Annotated in this window: 19 protein-coding genes and 1 riboswitch; of the genes, 7 read left to right on the top strand and 12 right to left on the bottom strand. The window is 74.6% G+C overall.

Annotated elements, in window-relative coordinates; all coding sequences use genetic code 11:
- Positions 1–2 precede the first annotated feature (2 nt).
- The 6 genes from ABD948_RS12470 to ABD948_RS12445 all read right to left on the bottom strand — a co-directional run bounded on the left by ABD948_RS12470 (position 3) and on the right by ABD948_RS12445 (position 4,765).
- On the bottom strand, positions 3–527 hold the full coding sequence (locus ABD948_RS12470; protein ID WP_345266215.1) for an MSMEG_0572/Sll0783 family nitrogen starvation response protein: 525 nt from the start codon (positions 525–527) through the stop codon (positions 3–5).
- A 55-nt stretch (positions 528–582) separates the two neighbouring features.
- Positions 583–1,422 (bottom strand): amidohydrolase family protein, encoded by an 840-nt coding sequence (locus tag ABD948_RS12465; RefSeq protein ID WP_345266213.1) that lies wholly within the window; start codon positions 1,420–1,422, stop codon positions 583–585.
- Positions 1,423–1,501: 79 nt separating this feature from the next.
- Positions 1,502–1,867, bottom strand: coding sequence for a lycopene cyclase domain-containing protein (locus ABD948_RS12460; protein WP_345266211.1), 366 nt, complete (start codon positions 1,865–1,867; stop codon positions 1,502–1,504).
- Entirely contained in the window at positions 1,864–2,232 is a 369-nt protein-coding gene (locus ABD948_RS12455; protein WP_345266209.1) for a lycopene cyclase domain-containing protein, read from the bottom strand. Before ABD948_RS12455 ends, ABD948_RS12460 begins: the two co-directional genes overlap by 4 nt.
- Positions 2,229–3,869, bottom strand: a complete 1,641-nt coding sequence (crtI, locus tag ABD948_RS12450; RefSeq protein ID WP_345266206.1) for a phytoene desaturase family protein — start codon at positions 3,867–3,869, stop codon at positions 2,229–2,231. The genes ABD948_RS12455 and crtI overlap by 4 nt, the downstream gene beginning before the upstream one ends.
- Entirely contained in the window at positions 3,866–4,765 is a 900-nt protein-coding gene (locus tag ABD948_RS12445; protein WP_345266204.1) for a phytoene/squalene synthase family protein, read from the bottom strand. Before ABD948_RS12445 ends, crtI begins: the two co-directional genes overlap by 4 nt.
- Before the next feature lie 55 nt (positions 4,766–4,820).
- On the opposite strand from ABD948_RS12445, the gene ABD948_RS12440 reads away from it, so the two are divergent.
- Entirely contained in the window at positions 4,821–6,272 is a 1,452-nt protein-coding gene (locus tag ABD948_RS12440; protein WP_345266202.1) for a carboxylesterase family protein, read from the top strand.
- On the opposite strand, the gene ABD948_RS12435 is transcribed toward ABD948_RS12440, so the two are convergent.
- Both ABD948_RS12435 and ABD948_RS12430 read right to left on the bottom strand, forming a co-directional pair.
- On the bottom strand, positions 6,253–6,939 hold the full coding sequence (locus ABD948_RS12435; protein WP_345266200.1) for a TetR/AcrR family transcriptional regulator C-terminal domain-containing protein: 687 nt from the start codon (positions 6,937–6,939) through the stop codon (positions 6,253–6,255). The genes ABD948_RS12440 and ABD948_RS12435 overlap by 20 nt on opposite strands.
- A 137-nt stretch (positions 6,940–7,076) precedes the next feature.
- Positions 7,077–7,694, bottom strand: coding sequence for a hypothetical protein (locus ABD948_RS12430; protein ID WP_345266198.1), 618 nt, complete (start codon positions 7,692–7,694; stop codon positions 7,077–7,079).
- A 181-nt stretch (positions 7,695–7,875) separates the two neighbouring features.
- On the opposite strand from ABD948_RS12430, the gene ABD948_RS12425 reads away from it, so the two are divergent.
- Together ABD948_RS12425 and ABD948_RS12420 are read left to right on the top strand one after the other, a co-directional pair.
- A complete protein-coding gene (locus ABD948_RS12425; RefSeq protein ID WP_345266196.1) occupies positions 7,876–8,016 on the top strand; it encodes a hypothetical protein in 141 nt (46 codons plus the stop codon).
- Positions 8,017–8,135: 119 nt separating this feature from the next.
- A complete protein-coding gene (locus tag ABD948_RS12420) occupies positions 8,136–8,639 on the top strand; it encodes a hypothetical protein (RefSeq protein ID WP_345266193.1) in 504 nt (167 codons plus the stop codon).
- A gap of 30 nt (positions 8,640–8,669) precedes the next feature.
- Here ABD948_RS12420 and ABD948_RS12415 read toward each other — a convergent pair whose 3' ends face one another.
- Positions 8,670–8,984, bottom strand: coding sequence for a DMT family transporter (locus ABD948_RS12415; RefSeq protein ID WP_345266191.1), 315 nt, complete (start codon positions 8,982–8,984; stop codon positions 8,670–8,672).
- A gap of 13 nt (positions 8,985–8,997) precedes the next feature.
- Positions 8,998–9,061: riboswitch (guanidine-III (ykkC-III) riboswitch) on the bottom strand.
- A gap of 172 nt (positions 9,062–9,233) precedes the next feature.
- Here ABD948_RS12415 and ABD948_RS12410 point away from each other — a divergent pair.
- A complete protein-coding gene (locus tag ABD948_RS12410; RefSeq protein ID WP_345266189.1) occupies positions 9,234–10,442 on the top strand; it encodes a S8 family peptidase in 1,209 nt (402 codons plus the stop codon).
- A 243-nt stretch (positions 10,443–10,685) separates the two neighbouring features.
- Complete coding sequence (locus ABD948_RS12405) at positions 10,686–11,507, top strand: crotonase/enoyl-CoA hydratase family protein (RefSeq protein WP_345266187.1); 822 nt, start codon at positions 10,686–10,688, stop codon at positions 11,505–11,507.
- Between the two features lie 44 nt (positions 11,508–11,551).
- Here ABD948_RS12405 and ABD948_RS12400 read toward each other — a convergent pair whose 3' ends face one another.
- Complete coding sequence (locus tag ABD948_RS12400; RefSeq protein ID WP_345266185.1) at positions 11,552–11,881, bottom strand: hypothetical protein; 330 nt, start codon at positions 11,879–11,881, stop codon at positions 11,552–11,554.
- A gap of 165 nt (positions 11,882–12,046) precedes the next feature.
- On the opposite strand from ABD948_RS12400, the gene ABD948_RS12395 reads away from it, so the two are divergent.
- The gene (locus ABD948_RS12395; protein WP_345266183.1) at positions 12,047–12,955 is read left to right on the top strand and encodes an AAA family ATPase; all 909 of its coding nucleotides are present in this window, start codon (positions 12,047–12,049) and stop codon (positions 12,953–12,955) included.
- Positions 12,952–14,409: a vWA domain-containing protein gene (locus ABD948_RS12390; protein ID WP_345266181.1), complete on the top strand. Its 1,458-nt coding sequence runs from the start codon at positions 12,952–12,954 to the stop codon at positions 14,407–14,409. The genes ABD948_RS12395 and ABD948_RS12390 overlap by 4 nt, the downstream gene beginning before the upstream one ends.
- A 139-nt stretch (positions 14,410–14,548) precedes the next feature.
- Here the strand turns inward: ABD948_RS12390 and ABD948_RS12385 are convergent, their stop codons facing one another.
- Together ABD948_RS12385 and ABD948_RS12380 are read right to left on the bottom strand one after the other, a co-directional pair.
- The gene (locus ABD948_RS12385) at positions 14,549–16,018 is read right to left on the bottom strand and encodes a hypothetical protein (RefSeq protein WP_345266179.1); all 1,470 of its coding nucleotides are present in this window, start codon (positions 16,016–16,018) and stop codon (positions 14,549–14,551) included.
- On the bottom strand, positions 16,015–16,965 hold the full coding sequence (locus tag ABD948_RS12380) for a hypothetical protein (protein ID WP_345266177.1): 951 nt from the start codon (positions 16,963–16,965) through the stop codon (positions 16,015–16,017). The genes ABD948_RS12385 and ABD948_RS12380 overlap by 4 nt, the downstream gene beginning before the upstream one ends.

Raw genomic sequence — 16,965 nt, 5'->3', positions numbered from 1 at the left:
CCTCAGAGGTTGTAGACGCTGTTGATGATGGCGCCCTTGTTGGCGAAGTGGATGACGGCGTCCTGCACGTCGAGCGGGTGGCAGGGGGTCACGCCCTCGATCAGGTCCTCCTCGCGGCAGCCGTGCAGCGCCATGCCGAAGCGGCAGCACAGCACCGTGCCGCCCTCCTTGACGAAGGTCTTGATGGAGTCGTTCATGTTCTGGTTGCCCGGGAAGGCGACGTCGCCGGTGGTGGGGAAGCCGCGGGTGTCCATGCACGCCAGCGCGCCGGGCCCGTAGAAGTAGAGGGTGGAGTCGAAGCCCTTGCGCAGCGCGCGGGTGGCCTGCAGGACGGCCACGAAGCTGACCGAGCTCTCGTGCGGGATGCCGTGCACCAGCGTGAGGTAGCTCTGGCCCTCGGAGGCCTGGTAGTCGGGGAAGATCTTGGTGGAGCCGTAGAGGTTGGTACCCGGGGCCTGGGAGGGGTGGGGCACCTCCGCCCGGGACTTCTCCATCGCGGCCAGGATCTCGTCGTCGAACACGGACATGGGTGTCTCCTCGGTTGGCGGTGCGGGTGTGGTGCGGGGTGAGTGCGGGTGGTCCTCAGCGCGCGTAGAGCGCGTCGAAGTTGTCGTGGAAGAACGCCTGGGCCAGGGCGCCGTCGCCGGCGGCCGCGGCCAGCCGGGCGTGCTCGCCGGCGAAGTCGCCCCAGGGGGCGTCGGTGGCGAACAGGACCCGGTCGTGGCCGACCCCGCGCCGCTCGATCTCGGCGGCCAGCCAGGCGGGGGCGAAGCCGATGGCCCAGCTGGTGTCGGTGTAGACCTGCTTGCCGGCCTCGATCCAGTCGAAGAACAGGCCGCCGATCAGCCTCAGGTGGCCGCTCATCCCACCGCCGAGGTGCACGAGATGGATGCGCGTGCTGTCGCCGTAGCGCTCCACCAGCGTGCTGATCCGGCTCAGGTCGGAGGCGGCGCCGGGCGAGGTGTGGACGTGCACCGTGAGGTCGAGCCGGGCGGCGGTGGCGAACAGCCGGTCCAGCTGCTCGCGGCACGCCTCGTCGTCCGGTGCGCCGCCGAGCAGGAAGCTGGTCTTCAGCGCGACGACGCCCTCCTCGGCGGCGAGCGCCAGCGCCGCGTCGTTGCGGGCGGCGTCGCTCTGCTTCGGCGAGACCCACAGCCCGCAGCGCACGCGGTCGTCCTGCTGCGCCGCCTCGAGCGCCAGGTGGTTCAGGCCGAAGGCGACGTCGGGGTCGGGCACGCCGTAGTTGGGCAGCACGAGCGCCCGCTCGGTGCCCTCGTCGTCGAGGGTGGCGAGCAGCTCGCGCACGGTGGCCACGGCGGTGGTGTCGGGGTTGACCGGCGGGCCGCCGTAGAAGCCGTACGCCGGCAGCCGCCCGATGTGGCGGTGCGCGTCCCGGTGGGCGCGTCGGCTGGTGTGCGGCATGGCGAGAAGCCAACGCCCGTGGTGTTGCCGACTGGTTTCGCGAGGAATTCCGTGTGTGACGCGCTTGGTAAGAAGTGCGTTACCGGCGCGAGCGCGCCCTGTCCACCAGCTGCTGCACGCGCGGGTGCGGGCCGGCTCCGGGGTCGGGTTGCACGCCGCGGCGCCCCCACCAGACCCACCACGCCATCGAGAGCGTCACCAGGCCGAAGCCGAACAGCAGGTCCTCCACCGGCGCGTGCAGGATGCGCGCGCCCCAGATGTCGCTCTCGCGGTAGCGGACGATCCCGCGGCCGGTGAGCCACCCGTTGGTGAGCAGCTGGAAGAACACGACGATCGCGTAGGAGGCCCAGAACGCCTTGCGGGTCAGCACCCGGGTGCGCAGCACCAGCAGGTCGAGCACGATCGTGACGACGACGCCGAGCAGCGCCGCCTCGGTGTAGCTCACCGCTCGCCCCGGCTGCTCGAGGGCGTGGTCGAGGGCGCGGGCGCGTCGTCCATGCCCCACCCGGTGAGGCGGCGCACCGACTCCAGCGTCAGCACCGAGGCGATCGGGATGACGACGAAGAACAGCACCTCCTCCAGCGGCAGGTCACCGGGCACGACGACGCCGAGGGTCTGGGTGAGGTCGAAGCTCCAGTGCCCGGCCGCGGTGGCGAGCAGGTCCCAGACCAGGAAGGGGGTGCCCGCGCACAGCACGGTGAGCGCGAGGCGCCGCCAGCGCGCGTAGACCCGCGCGCCCAGCAGCAGCTCGAGCGGCAGCGTCACCACCAGCACGAACGCGAGCATCGCCGCGTAGGCCAGCTCCCTCACGCCGACTCCGCCTCCACGGGCCGCCCAGCCGTCGAGGGGGCCGGCTCGGGCAGCGGTCCGGTGGAGCGGTCGCCGCGCAGCCGCTTGAGGATCAGCTCGGCACTGATCAGGCACATCGGGACGCCGATGCCGGGCACCGTGGAGGAGCCCGCGTAGTAGAGGCCCTCCACGTGCTTGGAGGTGTTTCCGGCGCGGAAGAACGCGCTCTGCCGCAGGGTGTGCGCGGGGCCCAGCGCACCGCCCGACCAGGCGTTGAGGTCGGTGACGAAGTCGCCCGGACCCACGGTGCGGCGCACGACGAGGCGCTCGGCGAGGTCGGGCACCCCGGCCCAGTCGGCCACCATCGCCACGGCACGGTCGGCGGCCGCTTCGATCGCGGGGTCGCCGGCGCCGTCGAGCCCGCCGTGGCCCAGGCCCGGGTCGGGCGGCACCGGCACCAGCACGAAGAGGTTCTCGTGGCCCGGGGGCGCCACCGTGGCGTCGGTGGCCGACGGCTTGCACACGTAGATCGACGCCGGGTCGGGCACCCGCGTGGGCTGCTCGAAGATCGCGTCGAAGTTGGCCTGCCAGTCGCGGGTGAAGAACAGCGAGTGGTGCGCCAGCTGCGGCAGCTCGCCGCGCACGCCCAGCATCACCAGCACCGCGCCCGGCCCCGAGACCGCCTTGTCCCACCACGACTGCGGGAAGGTGCGCAGGTGCTCGGGCAGCATCGTGGTCTCCACGTGGTGCAGGTCGGCGGCCGCCACCACCACGTCGGCGTCCAGGGTGTGGTGGACGCCGTCCGCGGTGCGGTAGGCGACGCCGCGCGCCACCGCCCGGCGGCGGCCGGGTAACGGCAATCCGCCCTTTGAGGATGGATCGGTGCGCACCTGCGTGACGGCGGCGCCGAGGTGGATGCGCACGCCGCGCTCGCGCGCCAGGTCGGCCATCGCCTCGACGAGCACCGTGAAGCCACCCTCGGGGTAGCGCACGCCGTCGGCCAGGTCGAGCCAGCTCATCAGGTGGTACATGGCGGGCGCGCGGTCGGGAGAGGAGCCCAGGAACACCGCGGGATAGCCCAGGACCTGCCGCAGCCGGCGGTCGGAGAACCGGGCCGCGACGAAGCTCTCGAGCGAGCGGGAGAGCAACCCCAGCAGGCGGGGGCCGTGCGCCAGCACCCGCCGCCCCGCGTAGGCCTGGGCGGAGTCGAAGCTCGTGTAGAGGAACTGCTGCACCGCGAGGTCGTAGACCTCCTGGGCGGACTCGAGGTACTCCTCCAGCGCCTGGCCCGCCCCGGGCTCCACCCGCTCGAACAGCGCACGGTTGCCGGCCCGGTCGGCGGCGACGTCGAGCGGCTCGTCGTCGCCCTCGAAGAAGACCCGGTATCCGGGGTCGAGCCGCCGCAGGGCCAGCTGCTCGGCGGTGCTGGTGCCGAGCAGGGCGAAGAAGTGGTCGAAGACGGCCGGCATCAGCCACCACGAGGGGCCGGTGTCGAAGCGGAAGCCGTCGGCCTCCCAGCTGCCCGCGCGCCCGCCCGGGGCGTCGTTCTTCTCCAGCAGGTCGACCTCGTGCCCCTCGGCCGCCAGCAGCGCGGCGGTGGCCAAGCCGGCCACCCCGCCACCGACGACGACGACGCGCCGCGGCGCCCGGGCCGTCATCGGGGCATCCCGCCGCGCAGCGCGGCCTCGGCCACCAGCCGCGCCTTGGCCGGCGCCGGTACGCGCACCCGCTGGGTGCGCAGCTGCGCGGCAGGCGTGCGGCGCAGCCGCCGGGAGAGCTCGGCGAACAGGTCGTGCGCCGCGCAGACCGCCAGCCGGCTGGACCGTGGCAGCTGCGGCACCACCTCGGCGGCCGCGGCGAGGTCGGCGTCGACCTCGTCGAGCCAGCGGTCGCGGCCCGCCGCGGTGGGCGCCTGCGGGTCGAGGCCGGGCAGGTAGCAGCGCCCCAGGTGGTCGGTGTCCTGGCCGAGGTCGCGCACGAAGTTCACCTTCTGGAAGGCCGCGCCGAGCCGCTGGGCACCGGGCGCCAGCTGTTCGTAGCGGGCGGCGGGGTCGGGCTCGTCGGCCACGAAGGCACGCAGGCACATCAGGCCCACCACCTCGGCGGAGCCGTACACGTAGGCGGCGAGGCTGGCCTCGTCGTGCGTCCGGCGTTCGAGGTCGGTGCGCATCGAGGCGAAGAACGGCGTCACCAGCCCGGGCTCGATCCCGCAGGCTCGGGCCGTGCGCGCGAAGGCGTGCACCACCAGGTTGCTGCTCGCGCCCGTCGCCAGGGCCGCCGTCGTCTCGCGCTCCAGGGTGTCGAGGGCGGCCGCCTGCTGGGCGGCGTCGAGCTCGGGACGGGGCGCGTCGACCAGCTCGTCGGCCACCCGCACCAGGGCGTAGACGTTGCGCACGTGCGGTCGCACGCGCGGACCGAGCAGGCGTGAGGCCAGGCCGAAGGAGGAGGAGTAGCGGTCGATCACCAGCGCGGCGCTCGCCTCGGCGACGTCGTCGTAGGTGCGGTGGGGCGCCGGGGTCGTGCCACCGACGCGACGCTGCAGCCGCGTGCTCACGCAGCGAAAGGTACCTGGCGGCTGGCTGTGCCCACCCGACTGGCAGCGTGGTGCCGTGATCCGACTCGACTGCCCCGCCGGCACCGTGACGGCCGCGCCCGACGAGGTCGACGGCCTCGCGGTGCTGCGCGCCCGCGGCATCCGCTACGCCCGTGCCGAGCGCTTCGCGCCGCCCGTGCCCGAGCCGGACGTCGAGCCGGCCGGTGAGTCCGGTGGGGCGCCGATCACCTCGGGGGAGCCCTCGCCGGCCTGCCCGCAGCCGGCCTCGGCTCTGCTGGAGGAGATGTTCGGCGGCGGGTTCGGCGGCCTGGGCGAGGACGAGGCGTGCCAGCGGCTCAGCGTCACCCTGCCCGGCGACGTGACCGCGGAGTCGGTGCGCGCGGGTGAGCGACTGCCGGTGATGGTGTTCCTGCACGGCGGCTCCTACGTCTACGGCGCCGCCGACGTGCCCGTCCACGACCCGGCGACGCTGGTGGCCGAGCAGCGGGTGATCGTGGTCGGGGTGACCTACCGGCTCGGGGTGTTCGGGTTCCTGGGCGGCAGCCTCGGCGAGGGGCGCGAGAGACCCGCCAACCTGGGTCTCCTCGACCAGCTCGAGGCGCTGCGCTGGGTGCAGCGCAACATCGCCGCGCTCGGCGGCGACCCCGAGAACGTCACGGTGTTCGGCGAGTCCGCCGGCGCCGACGCCATCGCGCACCTGGTGGCGACGCCGGCCGCCCGCGGCCTCTTCGGCCGGGCCATCCTGCAGAGCCCGCCGCTGGGCATCGCCCGGGGCCGCGCGGCCATGAGTGCCGCGATGCTGGCACTCACCGAGGAGGTCGAGGCCGCGACGCCGTCGGCGGACGTGGTGGCGCTGCACGAGCGGCTCGAGCAGGCCGCCCGGCCCTTCGGGCTCGTGGCCGCGATGCCCTTCGGCACCCAGTACGGGCACCACCCGCTGCCGGCCGAGGACGACGTCGACGCCGCCTGGCGCGCGGCCGCGCCGGAGGTGGAGGTGCTGATCGGCTCCAACGCCCGCGAGGCGGCGTTCTTCGTGCCCAACGTGCCGCCCGCGGCACGGCTGGGGGCGCTGCCCGTGGTGGGCGGTCCCGCGCTCGAGCTGGTGTGCTCGCTGCTCTCGTGGCGGGTCTACGGCAGCGGCATCGCCCGCTTCGCACAGCGCCACGCCGAGGCGGGTGGCCGCGCTCTGACCTACACGCTCACCTGGGGCGCGCCGGGCAACCCGCTGCGCAGCGCGCACACCATCGACCTGGCGCTGCTCTTCCCGAGCCGCGATGCCTGGGCGGGCTCGCCGCTGGTGGCCGGGGTGGCGTGGGAGGACGTCGTCGCGGCCGGGCGCCCCGTGCGCGCGGCCTGGGCGCAGTTCGCCCGCACCGGCGCGCTGGCGGCCGGGCACCACGGAGCAGCGCTGCGCGTCGCGGAGCCGACGGCACCCCGGGGGATCCTCGGGACGCTCGCGGGCGTCGCGGGTGGCGCGGGGCGGCTGGTCAGCCGGCTGCGCGGATGAGGGCGAGGCGGTCGAGCAGGGTCTCGAGCGCCTCCTCGAACTCCGCCGAGGCGTGGTCCTCCATCAGCCCCGGGCGCAGCCGGGCGACGGTGGGGTGGTCCGCCAGGGACTCCTCCTCGCCGTCGTCGAGCACGTCGAGGGGGCCCAGGTCGGCTCCCAGTCCGGCGACCTCGAGCAGCAGGTGGCCGAGCAGGAAGCTGGTGAAGGCCCGGTAGGCGGCCACCGCGCCGTCGTCGCTGAAGCCGTCGGCGGTGAGCCCGGCCAGGAAGGTCTCGACCCAGTCCAGGCTGCGCAGCGGCGGGCGCAGCCAGGGCGCCTCGGGGGGGCGCGAGGCCACCAGGGGGAAGGCGACGGGGTGGGTCAGGGCCACGCGGCGCACGCCGTGGGCCAGGCGCTGCAGGAAGTCCTGCCAGCCCGCCTGCGGTGCGGGAAGCACGTCGGCGTCCTCGCGCAGGTCGCTGATGAGCGTCTCGACGACGGCGTCGAGCAGCTCCTCCTTGCCGGGCACGTAGCGGTACAGGCTCATCGCCTCGACACCGAGCCGGGTGCCGAGCCGTCGCATCGTCAGCGAGGCGAGGCCCTCGACGTCGATGTGCTCCAGGGCGGCGGTGACGATGCGGTGCCGGCTCAGCGGCACGCGGGCCGAGGGCGGCTCCTCGCCGCGCACGAGGGCGGCGTCGGCGTCGAGGTGGTCCTCGCTGGAACCGGGTGGCGAGGGGGTAGCGTCGTCGGTGCCGATGGCGCTGCCCCCCTCGTCACGGTGCTGCTGGTGTCCGGGTCGTGCCCGAGGTTATCCGGCGTGCCTCAGCGGCCCAGGCCGGCGCGGTCGACCTTGCGGTGGAAGTGCATGCCGGCGAGGCCGCCGAGCATCGCACCGGCCAGCGCGGCCACGACGACGCCGACCAGGGCGACGATCGCGGCGAGGCCGAGCTCGGAGAGGTCGCCGGGGATCCGCGGGAACGCGTTCAGGTTGTCGAGCACGTCGTACTGCGAGCCGGCGACGGCGCCGAGCACGGCGACGACGATGGCGGCGACGACCGCCCAGCCGAACACGGCGATGCCCTGGCGGATGCCGTCGAAGCGGGCCATCCGGCCGGCCACGTAGCCACCGCTGTAGTAGGCGACGAAGACGACGACGAGCACCAGGATCACGCCCGCCCAGCCGATCTCCTCGGCGGAGATGTTGTTGCTCTGGGCGGCGTCGGCCACCTCGGAGGCGCTGGAGACCAGGCCCACACCGGCGCCGGCGGCGGCGACCAGGGCGGTGAGCAGGATGGTCATGCCGGTGGCGGTCATCCAGCCGAAGAAGGCGCAGACGACCTTGACTCCGCCGAAGCGCTCCTTCTCCCGGTCGACGACGGTGCGGCGGCCCTCGTTCTCGGGGCTGGCGCCGGGGGCGGGGGTGGACGCGGGTGCGCTCATGGGGTGACTCCTTCGTCGGGGAAGCGGAACTGTCCACAGTGGACTTACGTTGTAAGGTAACCACTGACGGGCGTTCCAACACGGTCGTGCACTACAGAGGTACCCATGGTGAACAACCGTTCACCGTGTCGCCGCTCACCGGTCTGGTCCGGAGTCGAGCGCCCGATGCAAGGAGGACCCGATGGCCCGTGCGAAGCGCAGCCTGTTCCAGCTGCTGGGGTGGCTGGTCTGGAAGCTGCTCTCGATCCTCGGCGTGAAGAAGGCCAAGGAGAAGCTCGCCGGCGGCCAGGGTCGACGCGGCAGGAGCCGCAACCGGCGCTGAGACCCCGCCGCCGTGCAGCCGCCCGGACGGCGGGGCCGGCTCCCTGGCCTGCCCCGCCGTCCGACCGCGGTCGCCGCGCCTCGAAGGTTTCCCGAAGGGTCTTGTGTCACCGTGCCGACATGACCCGACGCCCCCGTGCCTCCCGTGCGCTCACCCTCACCGTGGCCGGTCTCCTGCTCGTCGCCACCGGCTGCGGTGGTGACGACGGATCCGGCGACGGGGGAGGCGACGGCGCCAGTGGCGACTTCTCCGGTGCCGGAGACATACCCCGCTTGCAGGGCGAGGCCTGCGAGGCGCAGGTGGAGCTGACCGGCGCCGTCGAGCGCAGCCTCGACGGCGAGGGCGTGGTCGACGTCAGCGACTCCGACGTCGCGCCGCCCGCGACCTACCAGATCGGCGACGGCGAGGGCGACGACGCGGTCCTGCTGACCCTGGCCTCCGCCGGCAACGGCTTCGAGGACCCCTCGGTCATCGTGCTCGCGGGCACCGACAGCTACGTCGTCCCCTTCGGCGAGGGCGCCGTCGAGGTGGCCGACGACGGCTCGGGCGCCGAGGTGGACGCGCCCGCCTCCAACCCCACCGGTGAGGCACCCGTGCAGGTGCGCGCCACCTTCAGCTGCTGAGTGCCGGGTGAGCGCCCCCCACGGCCGGCGTCAGTGCGCGAGCTTGAGCCCCACGATGCAGCCGACGAGGCCCAGCAGCAGCAGCACCCGCACCGGGCTGGCCGGCTCCGCCCCGGTGGCCATGCCCACCGCCACGGTGAGCGAGGCCCCGATGCCCACCCACACCGCGTACGCGGTGCCCACCGGCAGGGTGCGCATCGCGTAGCCCAGCCCGGCCATGCTCGCCGTCAGGGCCACCGCGAACACCACCGTGGGCACCAGTCGGGTGAAGCCCTCGGTGCGGCCGAGCGCCAGCGCCCACACCGACTCCAGCACCCCGGAGACCACCAGCACGAACCACGCCACGACGTCACGCTCCTCGTGGCCGTCTTGTCGCGCTCCGGGTACGGCTCCCTCGTCCGGCGGCCCGGCACGGGCCGTGCCTCCACGGTAGCGGAGGCGGGTGGCGGGGGGTTCGGCACGGACCCTGAGGGTTATCCCTTGACTTCGTCCCCAGCCGTGTCGCGGCGGCCGCGCGCGCCCCTACAGTCCCGGCCATCGCCGGTGAGGACGAACGCTCTCGGGACAACCGGCGCTCACGAGGAGATCCCCACTGTGACTCGACCCATCCGCATCGGTGCCGCCACGCTGACCGCGCTCGCCGCCGGCACCCTCGCCAGCACGGCCCTCCCGGCCGTCTCCAGCGCCGCCGAGGCCGGCGACCCGGCCCAGGCCGTGCAGCTGGCCCCGCTGAAGACCGCCGGTGCCGGGGCCATCGACGGGCGCTACATCGTCGTCCTCGAGAGCGACGAGAAGGGCAAGGACACCACCGCGGCCGCCCAGCGCGCCCGCCAGGACGGCGCCCAGGTCACCCGCGTCTACCGCAACATCGGCGGCTACACCGCCAAGCTCAGCGCCGCCGAGCTCAGCGAGGTGCGCAGCGACCCCGCCGTCGCCTACGTCGAGCAGGACGCCAAGGTCAGCATCTCGGCCACCCAGTCCAACGCGACCTGGGGCCTGGACCGCATCGACCAGCGCAACCTGCCGCTGTCGCGCACCTACACCTACAACGCCACCGGCGCCGGGGTCGACGCCTACGTGATCGACACCGGCATCGCTCCCCACCAGGAGTTCTCGGGCCGCCTCGCCGCCGGCGCCAGCGCCATCAACGACGGACGCGGCAGCAGCGACTGCAACGGCCACGGCACCCACGTCGCCGGCACCGTGGGCGGCAGCACCTACGGCGTCGCCAAGAGCGTGACCCTGATCCCGGTGCGCGTGCTCGACTGCGCCGGCTCCGGCAGCAACTCCGGCGTCATCGCCGGCATGGACTGGGTGACCGCCAACGCCAGCGGCCCCTCGGTGGCCAACATGAGCCTCGGCGGCGGCGCCTCCACCGCCGTCGACAGCGCCGTCGCCCGGATGACCGCCGCCGGCGTCACCGTCGCCGTCGCCGCGGGCAACGAGAACCAGAACGCCTGCAACGTCTCGCCGGCCCGCGCCTCCTCGGCCATCACGGTGGGCTCGACGACGAACACCGACGCACGCAGCTCGTTCTCCAACTTCGGCTCCTGCGTCGACGTGTTCGCGCCCGGCAGCAACATCACCTCGGCCTGGTACACCTCGAGCACCGCGACCAACACGATCTCGGGCACCTCGATGGCCTCCCCGCACGTGGCCGGCGTCGCCGCCCTCTACCTGCAGGGCAACCCCGGCGCCTCCCCGGCGACCGTCTCGAGCGCCATCGTCAACAACGCCACCACCGGCAAGGTCACCAGCGCCGGCACCGGCTCGCCGAACCGCCTGCTGTACTCGCTGTTCTGATCGCGCACCGACCGGTCGGCCCCAGCGGCGGCTGACCGACCCCCGACCCCCGGCCCCTGTGGTCGGGGGTCGGCTGCGTCCGGGGCGTGGGGGGTGATCCCACGTCCACGTGGGATCGCGGAACAGGGGGGCCTGGATCCTGGCCCCCCTGTTCCGCGAAAGGCCCCCCGGGTCACCACCACTGAGGCTCGTGGGGCTGCTGTGACACCACCGGGGATCGTGCGCAGGCCCTAGCCTGAGCCGATGAGCCACTCGCCGACCGTGCACGTGCACGTCACGGGACCCGTCACCACCGTCGTCATCGACCGCCCGCAGGTGCGCAACGCCGTCGACGGTCCGACGGCGCAGGCGCTGGCCGCAGCGTTCCGGGCCTTCGACGCCGACGACACCCAGCGGGTGGCGGTCCTGACCGGCGCGGGGGGCACGTTCTGCGCCGGGGCCGACCTGCACGCGGTGGGCACCGAGCGCGGCAACCGGGTGGAGCCCGAGGGCGACGGGCCGATGGGTCCCACCCGGATGCAGCTCGGCAAGCCGGTCATCGCCGCGGTCGAGGGCCATGCCGTGGCCGGCGGCCTGGAGCTGGCGGTCTGGTGCGACCTGCGCGTCGTCGCCCAGGACGCCGTCCTGGGGGTCTACTGCCGTCGGTGGGGGGTGCCGCTCATCGACGGCGGCACCGTGCGGCTACCGCGCCTGGTGGGGGCCGGCCGCGCGATGGACCTGATCCTCACCGGCCGCTCGGTCGAGGCCGCCGAGGCGCTCGCCATCGGCCTGGCCGACCGCGTGGTCGCCCCGGGGACGGCCCGGGAGGCCGCCGAGGCGCTCGCCGTGGACCTGGCGGGGCTCCCCCAGGAGTGCCTGCGCCGCGACCGGCTCTCCGCCGTCGAGCAGTGGGGCCTCGCCCACGAGGAGGCCATGGCCAACGAGCTGCAGCACGGCCTCGCCAGCCTCGCCGCCGGGGCGCTCGAGGGCGCCGCGCGGTTCTCGGCGGGCGCCGGGCGGCACGGCGTCCCGGCCTCCGCTCCCGACAGCGGGGGAGGCGGGGAGACCGGGCGTTCCCCCCGCTGACCCGTCCCCATGTCGGGTCAGCGAGGGGTGTCCCAGGCCCTGCCTCAGCGCGAGCCGAGGCAGGTCGCGACCAGGCTGCCGGGGGTCTCTCCGGTGAAGACCCGCCAGGCCTGGTCGACGTCCACGTGACGCACCCGGCCGTCTTGGCGCACCAGTGCCGACCGCGGAGCGGCGTCCTGGGCGAATCCCGCACCCCGGCAGCCCAGGTCGCGCATGGTGCGCTCCAGGGCAGGCGGGTGGCGCGGGCTCTCGACGGCGGAGGCAGAGCCGCTCGGCGCGACGGGGGCGGCGCCCCAGCCGGAGGCCTGCAGCCCCGAGACGACGAGCAGCGTGAGCACCGCACAGAGCAGGGCGCCCTTGAGGGCCGTCAGCACGGGTGTGCTGCGCCCCCTCGACGTCTGCGTCGCCTCCTGCATGGTCACGTGGGGTCAACGACGTCGGCGCGAGGTGGTCACGTCCCCGACGTTGTTTCCGAGGTCACGTCTGCTGGAAAGGTGCACCGCGGACCGGCGGGGTACGGCGATCCCGCGTGGGGGAGGATGCCCTCCATGAGCTGGTTCGCCTCGCCCGCCGAGGTCGTCGAGCGCCTCGGCGCCGTCGGCTACCTGACCGACACCGCCACGGCCACCACCGCCTTCCTGGCCGGCGCGCTCGAGAAGCCGCTGCTGGTGGAGGGCCCCGCCGGCGTCGGCAAGACCGAGCTGGCCAAGGCGGTGACCGCCGCCACCGGCGCCGAGCTGGTGCGCCTGCAGTGCTACGAGGGGCTCGACGAGGCGCGCGCGCTCTACGAGTGGAACTACCGCAAGCAGCTGCTGCGCATCCAGGCCACCCAGGTCGAGCGGGTGGACGACGCGGGGCACGGGGGTGCGGTCGGCGACGCCTGGCAGCAGACGCACGACGACATCTTCGCCGAGGAGTTCCTGCTCACCCGGCCGCTGCTGAGCGCCATCCGCCGCGAGGAGCCCACGGTGCTGCTCATCGACGAGGTCGACAAGACCGACGTCGAGGTGGAGGGGCTGCTGCTGGAGGTGCTCTCCGACTTCCAGGTCACGATCCCCGAGCTGGGCACCATCACCGCCACGCGCCGGCCGTTCGTGGTGCTCACCTCCAACGCCACCCGCGAGCTCTCCGAGGCCGTCAAGCGGCGCTGCCTCTACCTGCACCTGGACTACCCCGACGCCGACCGCGAGCGCGAGATCGTGCTCTCGCAGGTGCCCGCGCTCGAGGAGCGGATCGCCACGCAGCTCGTGGCGACGATCGGTCGGCTGCGCGAGCTGGAGCTGAAGAAGGCGCCCTCGATCGCCGAGTCGGTCGACTGGGCCCGCACCCTGGTGGCGCTCGAGATCCGCGAGCTCGACGACAAGGCCGTCGACGACACCCTCGGTGTGGTGCTCAAGCACGCCTCCGACCACGAGCGGGCCGTGCGGGAGCTGCGGCTGCGGCGATGAGCCAGTCGTCGAGCCGGTCGTCGGGCCAGCCGGCACGCGAGTCCGGCCTGCTGGACAGGCACCTGTCGTTCCTCAAGGCGTTGCGCAGTGCCGGGCTCGCGGTCTCGCTGGCCGAGGACCTCGACGCCGTCCAGGCCCTGACGGCGCTGCCCTGGGGGCACCGCGCCACGGTCCGCGAGGCCTACGCCGCCACCCTGGTGAAACGGCAGGTGCAACGCCCGATCTTCGACGCGCTCTTCGATCTGTACTTCCCGCGGATGGTCGGGGCGGGTACCGGCGGTGCCGTGGCCGACGACGACGCGGCCACCCTCGACGCCGGCAGCGAGGGCGAGAGCCGCCCCGAGGTGCGTGACAACGCCGAGGCGCTCCAGGCCATGCGGGACCGGCTGTCCGAGGCGCTCGCGCGGGACGACGTCGAGCAGCTGGCGCGCCTCGCGGCCGAGATGGTCGACCGGTTCGGCGCGATGCCGGGGCGTGGGCCCGGTCTCTCCTCGTGGTCGGCCTACACGGCCCTGCAGCGGGTGGCGCCGCAGGAGCTCACCGACCGGCTGGTGGCAGCGCTGGTGGCGCAGGGCGACGCCCGTGACGAGGAGGCGGCCGAGCGCACCGCTGGGCGTCGCATCGAGGCGCTCACCCAGCAGGTCCAGGACGACGCCCGCCGGCGCATCGCCGAGGAGAAGGGCCCCGACCACGTGGCCGACGTCGCCCTGCGGCCGAGCATCGACCGGCTCGACTTCACCTCCGCCCGGCGCGCCGACCTGGAGCAGATGCGCCGCGAGATCTACCCGCTGGCCCGCCGACTGGCCACGCGCCTGACCAAGGAGCAGCACGCCCGCGGTCGCGGACCGCTCGACTTCCGGCGCACCGTGCGGGCCTCCATGTCGACCGGCGGGGTCCCGCTCACCACCCACCACCGCCCCAAGCGGCCCCACCGCACCGAGCTGGTGGTGCTCTGCGACGTCAGCGGGTCGGTGGCCAGCTTCGCGCAGTTCACGCTGCTGCTGGTCTTCGCGCTGCGCGAGCAGTTCCAGAAGGTGCGCGCCTTCACCTTCATCGACCACGTGCACGAGGTCAGCCACCACTTCCGCCCCGGTGCCGACGTCGTCGACGTGATGGCCGACCTGGCCGCCTCCACCGCCCAGGCCGCCCTGTGGGGTCGCACCAACTACGGCCGCGCGTTCGCCAAGTTCGCCGAGGAGCACGCCGACGCCCTGGGGCCGAAGAGCTCGCTGCTGGTGCTCGGCGACGCCCGCTCCAACTACAGCGACCTGCACGAGGGTGTGCTGCGCGACCTCGCGTCCTCGGCCCGCCACGCCTGGTGGCTCAACCCCGAGCACCGTCGCCACTGGGGCACCGGAGACTCCGCCGCCCCCGCCTACGGCGCGATCGTGCCGATGGTCGAGTGCCGCAACCTCACCCAGCTCGGCGAGTTCGTGCACGAGCTCGCTCGCTGACCCGGCGCGCGACGGGACGGGTGGGTGCTCGACCCGTGCGCAGTCGGGACGGGTGGGTGCTCGACCCGTGCGCAGTCGGGACGGGTCGGCGTTCGAGCCGTGCGCAGTCAGGACGGGTGGGTGGTCGAGCCGTGCGTGCTCACGACGGGGCGGCGAGGTAGCCGAGGTCGCGCAGGTGGGCGATCTCGGCCCGCAGCTCCGGGTGGGCGGCGGCGTCGGCGGCCCGGGCGCCGGCCACGTAGACGGCCTCGTGGGCGGGCTCGGACCCCGCGGTCGTGTCGGCGCCCGGGGCCCCACCGGCCGCCGTCCGGCCCACCCGGGCGGCCGCACTCGCGGCGCGGGCGGCCTCGGCGCCGTCGAAGACCACGGTGACGCGGTTCTCGGCGTCGGCGTTGACCAGCGAGCCCAGCACGGCCACGGGGTCGCCGCGGTCCTCGAGCGAGAGCACGCGCACCTCGGCGGGCACCCGGGGGACGTGGGCGGAGGGGGAGCCCGCCGTCACGACCTGGTCGACGACGAAGCCCGCGCCGGCGCCCGACCCGGCCACCTCGACGGCGGTGACGCCGCCGGCCCCGGCACCCACCAGCATCACCCGGGCCTCACCCGAGCCGCCCGTGGCCTGCTCGAGTGCGCGCACCACCTGCGCGGCGTAGGCGGTGTGGTCGCCGCCGACCAGGCGCAGGCGCCGGCCGTCGGGGGCCCCGTCGGGCCCGGTCAGGTAGGCGATCCACCGGTCGGCGCCGGCTCGGTGCACGGTGATGGGAGCGGTGCAGCCGGAGAGCGTGGCCAGCAGCTCGCCGAGACTGTCCGGCGCCTCACCCCCGTGAGAGGCCGCGGCGCCGTCGCGCGCGGGCGCCTGGTGCACCAGGCTGCCCGCGACGTCGCGCAGTGCGGCCGAGAACCCGGCGGGCATGGGGGCGACGCCGGCAGCACGACGTCCGCCGTGGGCCGCCAGGCGGCCGCGCTCCCCGGACAGCACGCCGGTGGTGAGCACTGCTCTCATCTGCAGCGCGTCGAGCAGCCCGCCGCCACCACTGGTGACGTGCTCCATCAGCTCGGGGTTGCTCTCGGCCAGCTCGTTCAGGTACGCCGCGACGCCGTCGCGGTCGAGCGCGTCGGTCTCGATCAGACCGGCTGCCACCACGGCACCACCGAGCGCCACCTCGGGCGCGAGGTAGCCGATGGCGCGGCCGGCGATCGCACCGAGGGTCTCGTAGGCGGCGGCCTGCAGCTCGTCGATCCACCGGTAGGTGAGCACGGTGGCGCGCAGCACCAGCGCGTCGGCATCCAGCTCGATGGAGCGCGTCAGCAGCCCGCGCTTGCCGTTCGTGGCCTGGCGCACGTCCTCCTCGGCGCGGGCGTGCGTGCCGGGGGAGAGCGGGGCGGAGTCGGTGAAGGCCGGGTCGGCGAGGATCTCCCCGCCCAGGGCGGCGCGCTCGCGCATCTGCTCGCCGGTGTCGTCGAAGAAGTCGGCCAGCCGCATCATCCGGTCGTACTTGTCGGCCAGGTCGGCCGCCTCCACGGCGGTGGTGGGCAGCTCGCGCTGCTCGGCCGCGGCCTGCGCGACGACGTCCGGGTGCTCGGGCCGGCCGGCGGTCTCCTCGCTCACGCCGCGACCCCCTCTCCCAGCACCTGGGTGAGCACCGGAGCGAGCTCGCGACCCAGCTGCTCGGCCGTCACCGCCTCGATCTCGACGACGAGCGCGGGGCCGTCGTCGCGGGCCCGGAGCGCGTGCCAGCCGTCGGCCAGCAACGTCCAGGAGACGACGCCGGCCACGGTGGTGCCGCGGGGACCCACCTGCGCCACCAGGGCTCGCAGCCGACCGTGGGCCTCGTGCGAGAGCGCGGCCAGCACCTGCAGCGCCTCGGCCTCGCCCAGCGCGGTGGCCGGGTCGCCGTCGGTGCTGATGGCCTCGGGGTGCTGGGCCAGCAGCACCGGCAGCAGGTCGGGCCGCGACTCGCGGGTGGCCTCGGTGGCGGCGTCGAGCAGCTCGTAGGGCAGGACGAGACGCGCGGGCACCGCGGAGGCGCTGAGCGCGAGGTCCTCGGGCAGCACCGGCACCCGGGCGAGCTCGCCGGCCCAGTGCGCCACCGGGAACCAGGCCAGCTCGAAGACGATGCCGTCGGCGGTCGAGAGCGTGGCGACGGCGCCCTCGGAGTGCCGCTGCCACGACTTGGCCTGCACGCCGCCGGCGACGACGTCGAGGTCGAGCGCGATCCGCGGCGTGGCGAGCAGGCCCACCGCGCCGGCCAGCTGCTCCTCCAGCCGCCCATCGGTGAGCAGGCCCCGGCGGGCCAGCGTCGCGGCGGGGTCGTGCAGTGCCTCGAGCGCCGTCCGGTACGCGCGGTCCTCGGCGGTGCCGCGGGTCGCGCCCAGCCGGGCCTCGATGGGCGAGGTGCCGGGGTCGACCTCCTGCAGGTCGAACGGGAGGGGGGCACCGCCGGCCAGCTCGGCCGCCAGCCGCAGCTCGGGGAGCGTCAGCGAGGCGCGCCGGGGCAGGCCCTCCAGGCGCCCGGCCGGCGGCGGGGGAGGGGTGCTCAGGTCGATGGTGGGCAC

The sequence above is a fragment of the Nocardioides nanhaiensis genome (assembly GCF_039542785.1).
Taxonomy (GTDB): Bacteria; Actinomycetota; Actinomycetes; order Propionibacteriales; family Nocardioidaceae; genus Nocardioides; species Nocardioides nanhaiensis.
The sequence above is the reverse complement of the archived record's forward strand: the minus strand, read 5'-3'. Positions and strand labels throughout refer to the sequence as shown.

Excerpts from the sequence above, each read along its gene's own strand:
- ABD948_RS12430 (WP_345266198.1), bottom strand. The coding sequence starts at position 7,694 with ATGAGCGCACCCGCGTCCACCCCCGCCCCCGGCGCCAGCCCCGAGAAC.
- ABD948_RS12390 (WP_345266181.1), top strand. The coding sequence starts at position 12,952 with ATGAGCCAGTCGTCGAGCCGGTCGTCGGGCCAGCCGGCACGCGAGTCC.
- ABD948_RS12420 (WP_345266193.1), top strand. The coding sequence starts at position 8,136 with ATGACCCGACGCCCCCGTGCCTCCCGTGCGCTCACCCTCACCGTGGCC.
- ABD948_RS12465 (WP_345266213.1), bottom strand. The coding sequence starts at position 1,422 with ATGCCGCACACCAGCCGACGCGCCCACCGGGACGCGCACCGCCACATC.
- crtI (WP_345266206.1), bottom strand. The coding sequence starts at position 3,869 with ATGACGGCCCGGGCGCCGCGGCGCGTCGTCGTCGTCGGTGGCGGGGTG.
- ABD948_RS12425 (WP_345266196.1), top strand. The coding sequence starts at position 7,876 with ATGGCCCGTGCGAAGCGCAGCCTGTTCCAGCTGCTGGGGTGGCTGGTC.
- ABD948_RS12395 (WP_345266183.1), top strand. The coding sequence starts at position 12,047 with ATGCCCTCCATGAGCTGGTTCGCCTCGCCCGCCGAGGTCGTCGAGCGC.
- ABD948_RS12405 (WP_345266187.1), top strand. The coding sequence starts at position 10,686 with ATGAGCCACTCGCCGACCGTGCACGTGCACGTCACGGGACCCGTCACC.
- ABD948_RS12470 (WP_345266215.1), bottom strand. The coding sequence starts at position 527 with ATGTCCGTGTTCGACGACGAGATCCTGGCCGCGATGGAGAAGTCCCGG.